This window comes from Agrobacterium sp. A3-95 (assembly GCF_053521785.1).
Genome location: NZ_JBNWDR010000007.1, coordinates 95,491 through 110,818, shown reverse-complemented (window position 1 = coordinate 110,818; position 15,328 = coordinate 95,491). Strand labels below are relative to the sequence as shown.

15 protein-coding genes and 1 pseudogene are annotated in these 15,328 nt (G+C 59.3%); all 16 read right to left on the bottom strand.

The features are described 5' to 3' along the window. Window position 1 precedes the first annotated feature (1 nt). The gene (locus ACQZ5Y_RS18610) at window positions 2-1,552 is read right to left on the bottom strand and encodes a DUF1800 domain-containing protein (protein WP_174059962.1); all 1,551 of its coding nucleotides are present in this window, start codon (window positions 1,550-1,552) and stop codon (window positions 2-4) included. 43 nt (window positions 1,553-1,595) lie between these two features. Then, window positions 1,596-2,045 carry a periplasmic heavy metal sensor gene (locus ACQZ5Y_RS18605; RefSeq protein ID WP_003517770.1) on the bottom strand — a complete coding sequence of 150 codons (450 nt, stop codon included), beginning with the start codon at window positions 2,043-2,045 and terminating at the stop codon, window positions 1,596-1,598. Continuing rightward, a complete protein-coding gene (locus tag ACQZ5Y_RS18600) occupies window positions 2,042-2,455 on the bottom strand; it encodes a hypothetical protein (protein WP_236762655.1) in 414 nt (137 codons plus the stop codon). The genes ACQZ5Y_RS18605 and ACQZ5Y_RS18600 overlap by 4 nt, the downstream gene beginning before the upstream one ends. 20 nt (window positions 2,456-2,475) lie before the next feature. Beyond that, entirely contained in the window at window positions 2,476-3,021 is a 546-nt protein-coding gene (locus ACQZ5Y_RS18595; protein WP_174059963.1) for an RNA polymerase sigma factor, read from the bottom strand. 198 nt (window positions 3,022-3,219) lie between these two features. Next, a complete protein-coding gene (locus ACQZ5Y_RS18590) occupies window positions 3,220-3,978 on the bottom strand; it encodes an aspartate/glutamate racemase family protein (RefSeq protein ID WP_019566428.1) in 759 nt (252 codons plus the stop codon). A 14-nt stretch (window positions 3,979-3,992) separates the two neighbouring features. Continuing rightward, window positions 3,993-4,808: an ABC transporter permease gene (locus ACQZ5Y_RS18585; protein ID WP_003517782.1), complete on the bottom strand. Its 816-nt coding sequence runs from the start codon at window positions 4,806-4,808 to the stop codon at window positions 3,993-3,995. Between the two features lie 3 nt (window positions 4,809-4,811). After that, entirely contained in the window at window positions 4,812-5,723 is a 912-nt protein-coding gene (locus ACQZ5Y_RS18580; RefSeq protein ID WP_019566429.1) for an ABC transporter permease, read from the bottom strand. Window positions 5,724-5,798: 75 nt separating this feature from the next. Next, window positions 5,799-7,088: an ABC transporter substrate-binding protein gene (locus ACQZ5Y_RS18575; protein ID WP_003517786.1), complete on the bottom strand. Its 1,290-nt coding sequence runs from the start codon at window positions 7,086-7,088 to the stop codon at window positions 5,799-5,801. A 30-nt stretch (window positions 7,089-7,118) separates the two neighbouring features. Continuing rightward, window positions 7,119-8,204, bottom strand: coding sequence for an ABC transporter ATP-binding protein (locus tag ACQZ5Y_RS18570; protein ID WP_019566430.1), 1,086 nt, complete (start codon window positions 8,202-8,204; stop codon window positions 7,119-7,121). A gap of 313 nt (window positions 8,205-8,517) precedes the next feature. Continuing rightward, the gene (locus ACQZ5Y_RS18565; protein ID WP_019566431.1) at window positions 8,518-9,243 is read right to left on the bottom strand and encodes an amino acid ABC transporter ATP-binding protein; all 726 of its coding nucleotides are present in this window, start codon (window positions 9,241-9,243) and stop codon (window positions 8,518-8,520) included. Beyond that, window positions 9,221-9,880, bottom strand: coding sequence for an amino acid ABC transporter permease (locus ACQZ5Y_RS18560; protein ID WP_019566432.1), 660 nt, complete (start codon window positions 9,878-9,880; stop codon window positions 9,221-9,223). Before ACQZ5Y_RS18560 ends, ACQZ5Y_RS18565 begins: the two co-directional genes overlap by 23 nt. After that, window positions 9,877-10,548: an amino acid ABC transporter permease gene (locus ACQZ5Y_RS18555; protein ID WP_174059964.1), complete on the bottom strand. Its 672-nt coding sequence runs from the start codon at window positions 10,546-10,548 to the stop codon at window positions 9,877-9,879. Before ACQZ5Y_RS18555 ends, ACQZ5Y_RS18560 begins: the two co-directional genes overlap by 4 nt. Window positions 10,549-10,620: 72 nt before the next feature. Continuing rightward, a pseudogene (locus ACQZ5Y_RS18550) lies at window positions 10,621-11,380 on the bottom strand (transporter substrate-binding domain-containing protein). Beyond that, on the bottom strand, window positions 11,377-12,129 hold the full coding sequence (locus ACQZ5Y_RS18545; RefSeq protein WP_003517798.1) for a GntR family transcriptional regulator: 753 nt from the start codon (window positions 12,127-12,129) through the stop codon (window positions 11,377-11,379). The pseudogene ACQZ5Y_RS18550 and the gene ACQZ5Y_RS18545 overlap by 4 nt, the downstream one beginning before the upstream one ends. A gap of 166 nt (window positions 12,130-12,295) precedes the next feature. Beyond that, window positions 12,296-13,276: a 3'-5' exonuclease gene (locus ACQZ5Y_RS18540; RefSeq protein WP_112650535.1), complete on the bottom strand. Its 981-nt coding sequence runs from the start codon at window positions 13,274-13,276 to the stop codon at window positions 12,296-12,298. Between the two features lie 199 nt (window positions 13,277-13,475). Further along, window positions 13,476-15,275, bottom strand: coding sequence for an NAD(P)/FAD-dependent oxidoreductase (locus ACQZ5Y_RS18535; RefSeq protein WP_003517801.1), 1,800 nt, complete (start codon window positions 15,273-15,275; stop codon window positions 13,476-13,478). Window positions 15,276-15,328 lie beyond the last annotated feature (53 nt).

Genomic DNA, 15,328 nt, shown 5'->3' with positions numbered 1-15,328 from the left:
GTCAACGCCTCTGGAATTCGGGGGAAAGGAAAGCAATCGTCAGTCCCTGCGGTTTGCTCTCAGCCCGCTGCACGGCCTTTTTCGTCTCCTCGGACAAAAGCGGCCCCAGCCGGTCTGCGACGAAGTCGCGCGGATCGATTGAACCCGCAACCTGATGGGCGAACAGACTGGCGGCATCGATACGCGTCGCCAGGCCCTCGGAAGAACCCCAGCTATCGGTGACATCGGCAAAGCCGTTCGGGCCGGAGGGGTTCCACAGCGGCTGACCCAATGCGTTGAGCACTGAAATTACCTGCTCGGGTTTTGGCACTATTCCACTCGCCCTGATGACGGTCGTCACGAAATCTAACGGGGGTCTGAGCTTGGTCAGCGCCGGGCTCCAAGACTGTTCAGCCTCGATCAGCGCCATATAGGTGGCAGAAAGATCGCCGTGGCTCTTGGTGTAGGCGGCGGCAAGTTTCGCCACCAGCTCCGGCGGTGGCTGGTCGCTGATGAAGTGACGTACGAGCTTGTAGGCGAGATGGCGCGCGGTGGACGGATGGTGCGCAAGATCGCGCAGCACCCACCGCCCCTGCTCTACCCCCGCTTCACCATAGCTGATGCCCATCACGGCATGGTCGCCCGGTTCATGGTTGTAGGCGTTGAAGGAAAAGCGGCCAAGCGGACCGGGGCGCTTCTCTTCGCGATAAACGCTCCAGCCGGTGATGATGCGGGCAAGTGCTGTAACATCAGCCTGACTATAGCCGCCATCCACCCCGAGCGTGTGCAGTTCCATGATTTCGCGCGCGAGGTTTTCGTTGAGCCCGCGCTTGCCATTCCTGTTGGCCTGCGAATTCGGTCCGATCGATTGCTGATTGTCGAGAAAATACAGCATGGCGGGATGGGTCTCGACTGCGACCAGCATATCCTCGAAATTGCCGAAGACATGCGGACGGATCGCCTCACGCTCGAAAGCGCCGGCGAGAATGTGCACATCACCGCCCTTGCCGGTGGCAACCGCGAAGTGATTGGCCCAGAACATTGCCAACCGCTCGCCAAAACCGATCAGCGGCTGGCGTATCGTGCCGTTGAAGCGGGCGTCCGCCTCCGCAAGCAGTATCTGCTGGGGAAAATAGGGGCGCTTGGTGGCCGGCACGTCCGGCTTCTTGTCCTGTGAAGCACTGGCAGGCGGCACCATGCCCGCATTGTCCATAGCGTTTGCGGCAGTTGCCATAGCCGGCGATGATGGGCTCATGGCCCCTGCGGTCGCACCCGCGGCGCCGGTGGTGGCCGCGACGGCAAGGACAGCAGGTTTTTCACGCTCGGCCTTGATCTCCTTGTTATACGCCATCAGCGATATCAGAAGATCGGCGCTGGAATGAAGCTGTGCGCCGACAGGAATTGGTGTGGCGCGTTCGGTAATTTCCAGCCGCAACAGATCGCGCGGGTCGTCTTTGATCGCCTGGATATCGCCTTCACGCGCGCCGAGGCCGAAACGCCACAGACAGAGTGCTGCATCCAATTCCCTGGAATTTGACATGGCCGATACGAACTCCGTTTCGTTATCGACCATTCAACGGGCGCCAGGGCCAAAATCCGTCGCTGTTGAAATGTGATTATTTCGTGGCCGGTTTCGGCGCCTCACGGGCGAGCAAGCCTTCCGCGAGCCGGCGCCGCGCCTCTAGCGACAATGTGCGGGCGAACTCCACGGCCTGCATCTCGGTTGCGGCGCGGACCTCATATTCCGCCTTGCGGGCACGCTCAAGCGCTGCGGACAATGCCTCCGGGTCAAGCGTTTCTGCCCCCATCAGGGACGCCGCCTCGATACGCGCCTGGCGCGCCTCGGCGGAGGTTTCCCGCATGGTCCTGCGTGCATCGCTGAGGCTGCGCCGGAAGGCCTCCCTTTCGGTCTTTGGCAATTGTTCGCCCGCAAGCGGCATGCGGGCAGCGGCAGCGGCCGGGTCGTTCCGCAGATAAACGAACCCTGCACCGGCAAGCGCGCAGACAAGAAATGTATTCGCGACGAGAAGGACAACGACTATCCAGCGGAAATTCTGATCGCTCATTTCGTCTCCTCGGTCATTTCGTTTTCGGTTTGCAGGTTTCCGAACGCGGTCAACGTATCGCCCAATGTCAGGGCGGGCGGTGGCGTGAGGTTGATGACGGCAACCGCTCCCGTCAGCGCGCCCGCAAGGCTGATGCCGATCATGCCCGCACCCAGCCCGTACCGGACGATCCATCTGCGTCTGGTGGTCTGCGCCTTTGCCTGCGCCATGATCTTCGCGTTGAGCATGGCCGAAGGGTCGCGAAGACGATATGCCGACAGCGTAAAATCGAGAGGTGCCGCCTGCGCAATCAGGCGCCTGCCGTCTGCCGTCTCCGCATAAGCCATGGCCTCCAGCCGCCGGTCTTCCGGCCAGCGTTGTGGATCGGCACCATAGGCCGCCACAAGATCGGAAAAAACCTTGTTATCCATGAGCGTCTTCTTCGCCCCGTTCATTGGTCGCCCTCATTCAAAATCGCATGGAGTGCCCGGCGGCCACGCGCCAGAAGGCTTTCCAGTGCGTCCACACTGACATGCATGACATCAGCCGCCTCGCGGTTCGACATCTCCTGATAATAGACCAGAACGATCGCCTCCCTTTGTCGCGCGGGTATGGCCTGCAAGGCGCGCGCCACGGCACCGCTCTCGTCACCATCATATGGCAGGGCGGCATCGGGCAGCACACTGCCGTCAATCTGTTCGGGCGGCTCAGCAACCGATATTTCCCGGCGCTTTCGCAAGCGGTCGTAACAGAGGTTCAGCGCCACCCGGTGGATCCATGTGTCGAATTTCGCACGCCCCTGCCGCCACGTGCCTGCATGTTTCCATATGCGCAGGAAGGTCTCCTGCGCGATGTCTTCCGCCTCTGACGGATCACCCAGCATACGCGTGGCAAGCGCCATGATCCTCGGCAGTTTGGCCGTCACCAGAGCCTGCATCGCGCGGACATCTCCCGCAGCGACATCCGCCACCAAATCTGCATCCGGATCGCTTACCATGTATCGGGCTTTGTCTCCGTACTGTCCTGTCGGACACGGGCGAAATCCATGCGGAATGACGGCGGCTTCAGTGAGGATGTCCCGCACCTTGCCACTTTAACGCAGACCCGCGCAAAATCCGTCGCCGATTTCTGGGAAATATTCGCGTGCATTTTACGGCAGACCGCGGCACCGTCCGAACACATTGGAACGGCTGTTTCAACCGTCCACAGATACCCCGGCAAGCCTGTCCGGCCCGAACGCTTCAAGCAATCCGCGATAGGGCTTGGCGAGTGGCGTGGCATAGGCGCCGCGCTTGGCGGTCGAAAGCCCCATCGATACCAGCGATTCCGCCTGTTTCACCGCCGCAGCGACGCCATCGATAACAGGCACGCCGAATTCGCTGCGCAACTCGGCGGTGAGATCCGCCATACCGGCGCAGCCAAGCACAATCGCTTCGGCGCGATCTTGACGCAGGGCCAGTGAAATCTCTTCCCGCAGCCTCTCCCTGGCATTTGATGCCGGATCTTCCAGCGACAGGACGGGAATATCGGCGGCACGCACATTGCAGCGGGCAGACATGCCATAACGGTGAACGAGATGTTCGAGCGGCAGCCGCGAACGCTCCATCGTCGTAACGATCGTAAACCTCTGCGCGATGAATGCCGTGGCTGAAACCGCCGCTTCGCAAATCCCAATTACGGGTATGTCGGCGAGCGCGCGGGCCGCATCGAGTCCGGTGTCGTCGAAACAGGCGATGACGGCTGCCCTGGCACCAAGCGTCGGCGCCTTGGCAAGCTCGAGCAGCAGGCCGGGTACCGCGAAAACCTCATCGTAATATCCTTCGATGGAGACAGGCCCCATGGAAGAGGTCACTGCGAAGATTTCCGTATCGCAACTGGCCGCCCGCGTCGCCGCGTCGGCGATCGTCGCTGTCATGGATTGCGTCGTATTCGGATTAATGACGAGGATGCGCATGTTCTGTTTTTTCATCAACGCGAATGGCGACGGTTCAGAGTGACGATCAGGCCAAGCGTGGCCGCAATAACCAGGAAGGAGAAAAGGGTCGTGACGGCTCCGAGCGCGTAAAGCACTGGCGTCGTGACGTTGGTGGTCATGCCGTAGATTTCCAGCGGCAGGGTGTTGTAGGTGCCTGACGTCATCAGCGTACGGGCAAATTCGTCATAGGAAAGCGTAAAGCCGAACAGGCCGACGCCTATCAGGCTCGGTGCAATCATCGGCAGCACCACATGGGCAAAGGTCTGCCAGGCGGATGCCCCGAGATCGCGGGCGGCTTCTTCATAGGATGGAGAAAAGCGGTTGAAAACCGCCAGCATGATGAGCACGCCGAATGGCAGCGTCCAGGTCAGGTGCGCGCCAAATGCTGATGTATACCATGAAGGTTCCAGCCCAAGTTGTTGGAAAAGAACGCCGATACCGAGTGATATGATGATCGATGGCACCACGAGGCTTGCGACGGAAAGATAGAATAGCGGCGTCGCGCCGATGAATTTGCGCCGGAAAGCGAGACCCGCCAAAAGCGAGACGAGCACCGTGACGACCATGACCATAACGCCAAGCCCGAAGGAACGGCGGAACGAGCCGCCAAAATCGCCGACCGCCTGCTGTTCAAAAAGATTGCCGAACCAGTGCAGCGAAACGCCGTTGAGTGGAAAGGTCAGTCCGCCATTCGGCCCCTGAAAGGCAAGGATGAGGATTGCCGACAGCGGGCCGTAGAGGAACAGCACGAAGAGCAGAAAAAAGAAGGCGAGGACATAGAATTCACGGCCGCGTTTTTCCGAATGCATGGGTCACAGCTCCTTGCGGATATCGACGATGCGCAGGATGCCCGCGACCATCAGAAGAACGAGGATGAGCAGGATAACGGCATTTGCGGCCGCCGCGGGATATTGCAGCAGCGACATCTGGTTCTTCATCATCAGTGCCACCGACGCGCTCTGCCCGCCGGACATCACCTGAACCGTGGAAAAATCGGCCATGACAAGCGTCACGACAAAGATGCTGCCGATCGCCATACCGGGTTTGGCAAGCGGAATGATAACGTTCCAGAGGGTCTGCCAGCCAGTCGCCCCGGCATCGCGCGCCGCTTCGATCAGCGATTTGTCGATGCGCATCAGCGTGTTGAAGATGGGTGTGACCATGAACAGCGTATAAAGATGCACCATGGCCAGCACCACGGCAAAATCCGAATAGAGCAGCCATTCGATTGGCGCAGGTACGATGCCGGCGCTGACCAGCGCGCTGTTGACCAGCCCGTTGCGCCCGAGAACGGGAATCCAGGAAATCATGCGGATGATGTTCGACGTCAGGAAAGGCACAGTGCAGACGAGGAACAGAACCATCTGCATGGTGGTGGTGCGGATATGAAAAGCGAGGAAATAAGCGACCCAAAAACCGCAGAACAGCGTGATCGCCCAGACGATGGCGGCGAATTTCAGCGTGTTGATATAGGTTTGCCACGTGACCCAGGAACCAAGCGTCTCGGTATAGTTGAAGGTCACGAAACCCGGATACATCTGGGCAAAATCATAATCCCAGAAACTGACGACGGCGATCATGACGATCGGTAAAAGCAGGAAAAAGCCGAGGATCAGGAAAAGCGGTGTGGCCTGAATATAGGACACAAGCTTCTGTGGCAGGGCGAAGCTGCGGGACGGCTTGTCCTTTTTTTCGCTCACGCCGATGAATCTGACTGTCACCAAGGCTTTTCTCCTGCTGGCTGCCTGTGAAAGAGAGGCCGCGTCGGCGCGGCCTCATGTCTGCGAAAGGCGAGAAGATCAGGCCGCGATGAACTCGTTCCAGCGACGAACCATGTAGCGGTCCTCGTCCATGACGGAGTTCCAGCAGGCGACCTTGCCCATGCGCTCCTGGAACGAACCGCCGTCGCGCACTGCACCGGCCTTTTCCATGACCTTGCCATCAGGCGCGATGATATCGCCCTGCGCGGGCTTGCCTTCGACCCAGTAACCCCACTCGTCGGCCGACATATGTTCCTTCGCCGTATCCATGGCGGCGGAGTAATAGCCCTGACGGTTGAGGTAGGCGCCGACCCAGCCGGACGTGTACCAGTTGATATACTCGTAAGCCGCATCCAGCTTGGCGCCGGAGAGGTGCTTGGCAAGGCCAAGGCCGCCGCCCCACGAGCGATAGCCTTCCTTGAGCGGCTGGTATTTGCAGGCGATGCCCTTCGAGCGAACGGCGGCGACGGCGGGCGACCACATGGACTGGATCACGACTTCACCCGACGCCATGAGGTTGACGCTTTCATCGAAGCTCTTCCAGAAAGCGCGGAACTGCCCGTCCTTCTTGGCCTTGATGAGGAAGTCGATGGTCTTGTCGATCTCCTCCTTCGTCATGTTGCCCTTGTCGGCATATTTGATGTTGCCCATGGCTTCCATGATCATCGCCGCATCCATGATGCCGATGGAGGGGATGTTGAGGATAGAGGCCTTGCCCTTGAACTTGGGGTCCATGATATCGGCCCAGCTGGTGATATCGCGGCCGACGAGATCGGGGCGAATGCCGAGCGTATCGGCATTGTAGATGGTCGGAACCATGGTGAAATAATCGGTTTCGCTTTTCGCAAACTTCTTGTCGCCGGGCTTTTCGACGAAACCGACCGTGTGCGGGGCGGTACCCTGGGCCACGACGCTATCGGGCGTCAGCTTGCCGTTTTTGAACAGCGGAACGATCTTGTCGTAATATTTCAGCTTCTTGATTTCCATCGGCTGAATGACACCCGCCGGGTAGACCTTCTTCAGGATCCAGTATTCGATATCGGCGATATCGTAGGAGTTCGGCTGGGTCACGGCGCGCTGCGCGGCCGCATCCGAATCCGTCGCCGTCATCTCCAGCGTGATACCGAGATCAGCCTTGCACTTTTCGGCAATCGCATTGAGGTTCGAAACACCCGTGCCGAACTGGCGGATCGTGATCGGGTTCTGCGCCCATATGGTCGGGAAACCGGTGACAAGGCCGGAGCCGATGGCCGCGCCTGTTGCGGCAGCACCTGCCTTTAGAAGGCCGCGGCGGGACAGGCCCTTGTTGCTGTTGGAGTTGTCGGTCATTTCAAAGTTCTCCTCTGGTTATTTTTGGGGTCACTTCTCTACCCGGCCGAGCACGATGGCATCGGCCGCATTCCATGAAAGCGGTATGGCGTCGCCGGTCTTTACCGGCTTTTCGAAGAAGGCGACGTCGCTGAGGATGGCGTTGAAATCCTCAATGCCCGCGCCGGTCACGGCGATCTTCACGCTTGCACCGCGATATTCGACATTCGAGACGATGCCGGTAAAACCGAAACCGGGTTGATCTGCCTCGCCGACGCGCACACGGTCGGTACGAACGGCGATATCGACCGCGCCGTCATCCGGGGCAACGCCGCCTGCCGTGAAGGTGCCGCCGCCTGCAACCTCCAGCGTGACGAGATCGCCGTTCTTTTCCTTGAACCGGCCGGAAATGACATTGTGATCGCCCATGAAGCGGGCGACGAAAGCGGTGGCCGGGCGCTCAAACAGCTCGCGCGGCGTCGCTGCCTGCTCGATGCGGCCATCATTCATGACGACGATAACGTCGGCCAGCGCCATTGCCTCTTCCTGACTGTGTGTGACGTGAACAAAGGTGATGCCGAGCGAGGTTTGCAGCTTCTTCAGCTCGGCCCGCATACGGATCTTGAGGAAAGGATCGAGTGCCGAAAGCGGCTCATCCAACAGCAACGCCTCGGGGTCGGTGATAAGCGCGCGAGCCAACGCCACACGCTGCTGCTGCCCGCCGGAAAGCTGGGCCGGGCGCCGGGTGGCATAGGGTTCGAGCTGCATCAGCCGCAGCATCTCCAGCGCCTTGGCGCGGCGCGCTTCCTTGTCCACCCCCTTCATCTTGAGGCTGAAGGCAACGTTGTCGACGAGATCGAGATGCGGAAACAGCGCATAGGACTGGAACATCATTGCCGTGCCGCGTTTGGCGGGCGGCAGATCGGTGACGACCACATTACCAAGCCTGACATCGCCGCTTGAAATGCTTTCGTGGCCGGCGATCATTCGCAGTGTCGAGGTCTTGCCGCAGCCCGAAGGACCGAGCAGGCAGCAGTAACTTCCTGCCGGTATCTTGAGGCTTATGGCATGCACCGCGGTGGTGTTGCCATAAATCTTGGAAACGGAAGCGATGTCGATTGCTGCGGCTTTGCTCATGAACACTCTCCTGCGACGTCTTTGTCATGCAGGAGCCGTGCCAATCGGCTTTGCCATTGATATAAAAAGGGAATTTCGATGTGTCCACCGGTCCCGTCACCGGCCTGCTCAAATTTACATCGATTGTTTTCGATTTGGTGCGGAAATTGTATGCGATCTGAGCGACCGACAGCGAAACATGAAATCGGGAAAAGAGTGCCATCGAAACGAACTGGCTGACACCACTGGAATAGCGGACATTTTCTTGGCAAACACAACACAAAGGCTACTGCCGACGCACGCACCGCTCCGGTCGCGTGCGTCGGTACTGTGCTTAGATCATGCCAAGGAACTGCTTGAGTTCCGGCGTCTGGGGATTGGCAAAAACATCTTCCGGCGGCCCGATCTCGTGCACACGGCCCTGATGCATGAAGACGACGCGCGAGCAGACGTCGCGAGCAAACTTCATTTCATGCGTCACCATCAACAGGGTCATGCCTTCCTTTGCCAGTTCGCGCACGACGGCCAGCACCTCAGACACGAGTTCGGGGTCGAGCGCCGAGGTAATCTCGTCACAGAGAAGGGCGATAGGCTGCATGGCAAGGGCGCGGGCAATCGCCACGCGCTGCTGCTGGCCGCCGGACAGTTCATCCGGATAGGCATCGAACTTGTGCGCCAGCCCGACACGCTCCAGCATCCTGCGCGCCGTCACCTCGGCCTCCGGCTTGGTGACCTTTTTCACCACCATCTGCGAAAGCATGACATTGCCGCCGGCCGTCAGATGCGGAAAGAGGTTGAATTGCTGGAAGATCATGCCGACCTTCAGCCGCAATGCCTTCAGATGCAGCTCATCGTCCAGCAACTGCGCACCTGCCACCTGGATCGAGCCGGCGCTGATCGTCTCCAGTCCGTTGATGCAGCGAAGCAGCGTCGATTTTCCAGAGCCGCTTTTGCCGATGATGGCGATCACCTCGCCGGGTTCGACATCCAGATTTATGCCCTTCAGCACCTCATTGTCGCCAAAGCTCTTGTGGACTTCAGTGATTTCGATGAGCGACATTGAGCTTCCTTTCTAGGAACTGGCTGGATTTCGACAGCGGCCAGCAGAGGGCGAAATAGATGAGAGCAACCAGCCCATAGACGGTGAAGGGCTGGAAGGTGGCATTGGTGACGATCGTGCCGGCCTTGGACAGTTCAACGAAACCGATGATGGAGGTGAGTGCTGTGCCCTTGACGACCTGCACGGAAAAACCGACCGTTGGCGGAATGGCGATTTTCAGCGCCTGCGGCAGGATGACGTAACGCATCTGTTGCAGGCGGCCCATGGCAAGGCTGGCGGACGCCTCCCACTGGCCCTTCGCAATCGCCTCGACGCAGCCGCGCCAGATTTCCGCAAGGAAGGCAGCGGTCCAGAGGATAAGCGCCACGCCAGCCGCAAGCCAGGCCGGAACATCAACCCCGAGGAGACCGAGGCCGAAAAAAGCGATGAAAAGCTGCATCAGCAGCGGGGTGCCCTGAAAGACTTCGATATAGATGCGGGCAGCACGGTTCAAAGCCCGGCGCGGGCTGATGCGCAACCACAGAAGCACGATGCCCACCATACCGCCGCCGATGAAGGAAACTAGCGATAGCAACAGCGTCCAGCGGGTGGAGAGCAGCAGGTTGCGCAGAATGTCCCAAAAGGTGAATTCAGTCATCGTGCCGCCCTCCTCGGGAAAAGAAAGCTGCCGAGCGCCAGCATGCCCTGCCGCAACAGGATGGCGAGCAGCAGGTAGATGACAGTTGACAGGATGTAGGCTTCGAAGGCGCGGAACGTGCGCGACTGGATGAAGTTCGCCGCAAAGGTCAGGTCTTCCACCGCAATCTGCGAAACGACGGCCGAGCCGAGCATGACGATCACAACTTGCGAGGAAAGCGCCGGCCAGATGCGTTGCAGCGAAGGTGCAAGCACCACATGGCGAAACGTTTCGAAGCGCGTCATGGCAAGGCTCGCGCCCGCCTCGAACTGGCCCTTCGGCGTCGCCTGGATACCGGCGCGGATGATCTCGCAACTATAGGCGCCCAGATTGACGATCATCGCCAGATTGGCCGCGGTCAGCTCTGTAAGCTTGAAACCAAGCGATGGCAGGCCAAAGAAGATGAAAAACAACTGGATCAGAAAAGGCGTATTGCGGATGAGCTCCACATAGGTGCCGACGATGGGCTTCAACCATGAAGGTCCGAGCGCCCGGGCCCAGGCGCAGGCGATGCCAAGTGAAACGCCGACCACGCCGCCGACCACCGTGAGTTGGCTTGTAATGGCGATGCCTTTGGCAATTTGTGGCCAATATTCGCCAAGCCACAGGAAATCAAATTGATAGCTCAAGAAACGGTCCCCTTGCGCCGGTGGAGAAAGGCGTCATCCCGGCGGATCCGGGATGACCATGGCAGACGATGATCAAAGGTCTTTCGGCAGATCCTGGCCAAGCCACTTGGTGGCGATCGCATTCAGCGAGCCGTCGGCCTTGGCCGCAGCTACGGTGGCGTTGACCTTTTCCAGTAAGGCCGGCTCGTTCTTGTTGAGGCCGATGTAGCAGGGAGAGTTCTTGATAAGGAACTTCAATTCCGGACGCTTCGGCGGGTTCTTGGCGAGGATGGCGGCTGCAACCACGTTGCCGGTCGCGACAACTTCCACCTGGCCCGAAAGGAAGGCCGAGATGGTGCCGTTATTGTCCTCGTAACGCTTGATGGTGGCGTCCGAAGGCGCGACCACCGCGCGTGACGGCGATGGTCTTGCCCTTAAGGTCTTCGGCCTTGGAGATCGCGACGTCGGCCGGGCCGAAAACGCCGTTGAAGAAAGGCGCGTAAGCATCAGAGAAATCAATAACTTTTTCACGGTCTGGATTCTTGCCAAGGCTGGAGATAACGAGATCGACCTTGTTGGTCTGGAGATAGGGAACACGGTTGGCACTGGTGACCGGGACGAGTTCCACCTTCACGCCCAGCTTGTCGGCGATCATCTTGGCCATGTCGATGTCATAACCCTGCGGGGTCATATCAGCAGCAACGCTGCCGAAGGGCGGGAAATCCTGCGGTACGGCCACACGCAGCGTGCCGCGTGCGGTGATGTCGGCAAGGGCATCCGCCTTGGCGGGCGCGGAAAGACCAAAGGCGGCAGCCATGGCGGCGGCAGCGATGAGGGTCCGTCTGAAGATCATATGTCATTCTCCTTGTGTTGATTGTGTTGCATGTGAATTTTATCCGGATCGCCGCCATTCATTTCCGGTAGGGCGAGCGACCGGCGAAGGCCGGCGAGAGGATCGGGGCGTCGTGTGAGGTCGAGGCCGGTTTCCACCTCGTCCAGATGCTCGATGGAAAGCTCCGCCGCCCTCACGAAATCGCCCGCAGCCATCGCGTCGAAGATACGGCAATGCCCCTCATGGGACTGGAGGGCATGAAACTCCGACTGGTAGAGCATGGAGATCAGAATTGTCCGGGCGGTCAGATCGCGTAGCAGCTCGATGAGCACGGCATTGCCGCAAAGCTCGGCGATGCGGATATGAAAATCGCCCATGAGGCAGGTAAGGCGCTGGCGGTCACCTGCGGCTATCGCGACTTTCTCTTCCTCAAGATGCGCGACGAGGACCTTGCGCCCCTCCTCCGACAGCATCCGCATGCTGCGAAGCAATCCGGATTCGATAATCCGCCGCGCCTCATAGATGGTCATCGCCTCCTCGGCGGAAGGCTCGACGACGAACCACCCTCGCCGCGCGCTGACATGGACGATGCCACGTGTTTCCAGCCGCATCATCGCCTCCCGTACCCGCGTACGTGAAACGGAGAAGAGTCCAGCCAGCTGATTTTCGCTGAGCCGCGTGCCCGGCCGGATGCGCGCCGAAAGAATGCCGGAAACGATGGCTTCTTCGATGTTTATCTGACGGTCCTGCTTGGTATGTAAATCTTGCATACAAGACTGAAAGCAAGGCCCGTGCCAGAACAGATATTGTTTTAAAATCAAAATGCAGCGAAAAAGCTCGCGCCTACCCGCTCAAATTTTGAGCAAGAAAATCGACAAACATCAAAAAAAACGCAGAGCTGTGCAAACTTGACGGTATGGCCGTCGCGGTTTCTTTCTAGCCGGCTTTGAACCGGTCGAATGCCGTCAGATACTTGACCGTGGGATCGGCGTCCCAGCGGTAAATTTCGGTTCGGAGGAAATGCAGCTCTTCCTCGAGCTTTTCCTCCGCCAGTTCCACCCACCAGGATTTGGGCCGGCCATCGGAACCATCAGACCAGCGATAGCCCCGCTTTTTCAGATGATCCTTCATGTCGAACGGGCTGTTCTCCGCGTAAATGCGAACCCGGGAGTGCTGGCTGGCTTCATGGAGTTCCATGAAGGGCGTCCCGCTTTGGCCGGCGCGTACCTGTTCCAGCACCTCCAGCAGAGCGAAACAATCGTCGACTGCTCGGTGGCCGTCATGGAAATAGCCGGATTGCCCGATGAGGTAGGCGAGCTTGCTGCCCTCAAAACCCCGACCACTCCAGTCAATCTCAGAAACGGAGCAGGCCCAGGCCTTATTGCGGAAGATCGGCGAGAAGGCCTCGCAAAACGGACGATCGAAGCCGGCATTGTGGGCAATGATCAGATCAGCACCTTCAACCAGGGAGGTCAGCCGGTCGATGTCTATCGTCTGTCCGGCAACCATTTCATCGGTGATACCCGTCAGGCGCGTGATTTCTTCCGGAATGGAAGTGCCCGGCTGTCGCAGACCGCCATAGACCCCGGTGACATCGCCGATCGTGCCCTGATCGTCGAATGTGAAGGTAATGACGCCGATTTCGATGATCTCGTCAGTTCGGTGGTTGAGGCCCGTGGTCTCGGTGTCGAGGATCACGCCCTGACGTGGAAACCCCGGTCGCGGCTGCTCGCATATCGCGCGCGGCTGCAACTTGCGCAGGACGCGGTAATTGCCTGTGGATTCGAGATATCCGACCAAGGCCTCATCATCAGGAACCGATTTCTGCATCGTTTCACGACCACCCGCTTTTCGCCCGCGCTCAGCCTGAGGAAGCCGCACCGTCGCGGAAGCAAAAAAATCCAACTGGGAGGTCATTGTTCTTCTGTCCGCTTTGGCCGGAAATCGATATTGAGTTTTCCAACATATGCGCAGAGGCTCACACTAACAACAGCGGTTGCCGTGATCCACAGAAACCGGGCGGCGTCCGTTTGGCATTGCCCGCATTGGATTCAGAAAAGGGGCGGAATGTTCCGCCCCCTTTCTGCATTACCTTTATCGATCGAAATACCCGTGGTCAGCGTGTGTGGTGAACCGGTTGCAATGCATAGACAGGTGTAGGGAGCCCCTCCATGCGCGCCTTCAACTGCAAGGCGAGATATTGCGAATAATGCCGCGACTGGTGCAGGTTGCCGCCGTGGAACCACAGCGCCTCCTGCTGCGTCGGCTTCCACATGTTGCGCTGCTCGCCTTCCCACGGCCCCGGGTCTTTCGGCGTATCCGAACCGAGACCCCAGACCTTGCCGACCCTGTCTGCCGTTTCCTGATCGATGAGATCGGCGACCCAGCCATTCATCGAACCATATCCCGTCGCATAGACAATGACGTCAGCAGGGATCTCCTTGCCGTCAGCGAGCTTGATCGAATTTTCGGTGATCTCGTCCACCTGACCGGCGGCAAGCTTCACCTTGCCATCGATGATCAGCTGCGAGGCGCCGATATCAATATAATAACCGGAGCCGCGCCGCAGGTACTTCATGAAGAGGCCCGAGCCATCCGCACCCCAGTCTAGCTGGAACCCGGCTTTTTCCAGTGCGGCGTAAAAATCAGCGTCGCGCTCCCTCATCTTGTCGTAAAGCGGGATCTGGAACTCATGCATGATCCGGTAGGGCAGCGACGCGAAGATGAGATCGGCCTTCGCCGTCGTCACCCCATTCGCCAGGGCCTGTTCGGAATAGAGCGCACCGAGCCCTATATCCATCAGCGTATCGGATTTGACGATATGGGTCGTCGAGCGCTGGATCATGGTCACATCGACACCCGCTTCGTGGAGTGCGGCGCAGATATCATGGGCCGAATTGTTGGAACCGATCACGGCGACCTTCTTTCCCTTGTACCCATCCGGCCCCGGATGCTGCGAGGAATGGTGCTGATCGCCGTTGAAGCGCTCGCGCCCCTTGAAATCCGGAATATTAGCCTTGCCGGACATGCCGGTGGCAAAGACCAGTTGCTTTGGCCGGAGCACGACTTCCTCGCCATCGCGATCGACGACGATCGACCATTCCTTCGCCGCCTCGTCCCACTTGGCGGATTTGGCAGTGGAGCGGGTCCAGTAGTTCAGTTCCATCACCTTGGTGTAGAATTCGAGCCAGTCACCGATCTTGTCCTTGGGGGCAAAGACCGGCCAGTTCTTCGGAAAATCGATGTAAGGCAGATGGTCGTACCAGACCGGGTCATGCAGGCAGAGCGACTTGTAGCGCTTGCGCCAGCTGTCACCCGGCCGCTCGTTCTTTTCGAGTATGATCGTCGGCACGCCGAGCTGGCGCAACCGGGCGCCGAGCGCGATGCCGCCCTGTCCACCGCCGATGATGACGGTATAGGGCTGCTTGTCATAACCGAGCGTGCGCGCTTCCTCCTCGCGCTCCTCCATCCAGGTTTTGGCACCAAGGTTCTGGCCGTGCCTTGCGCCGAGCGGGCGGGTGAAGCCCGATTTTTCCTCATGGCCCTTCAGTTCGGAAAGCGCCGTCAGCAGCGTCCATATCTGCCCGTTCCTGAAGCGCACGAGGCCGTAGCCGCGCCCTGTCGCCGTCTCGAAGGTGATCCAGCTTTCAAGCACACCATCCGCCTCCGTCGCCTCCTCGCCGGTAGCGATGCGCCAGTTTGTGGGTCTGGCAGTCGAAAGCTGCGCCTGCAGCATGTCGCGCACCTGATCGCGACCTTCAACGGTCTTGATGTTCCAGGTAAAGGCAACGAGGTCGCGCCAGTAGCAATCCTCGGCAAACAGATTAACGGCATCATCGATGCGGCCAGCTTCGAGTGCTGCCCCGAACGTATCGAGAAGCGCCTGAAGGCGCGTGGTGGGGGTCTTGTCGAGCATGTATTCCTCCTCCTGCTCAATGTGGAAACGGGACGGCTCCTCAACCGCCCCGC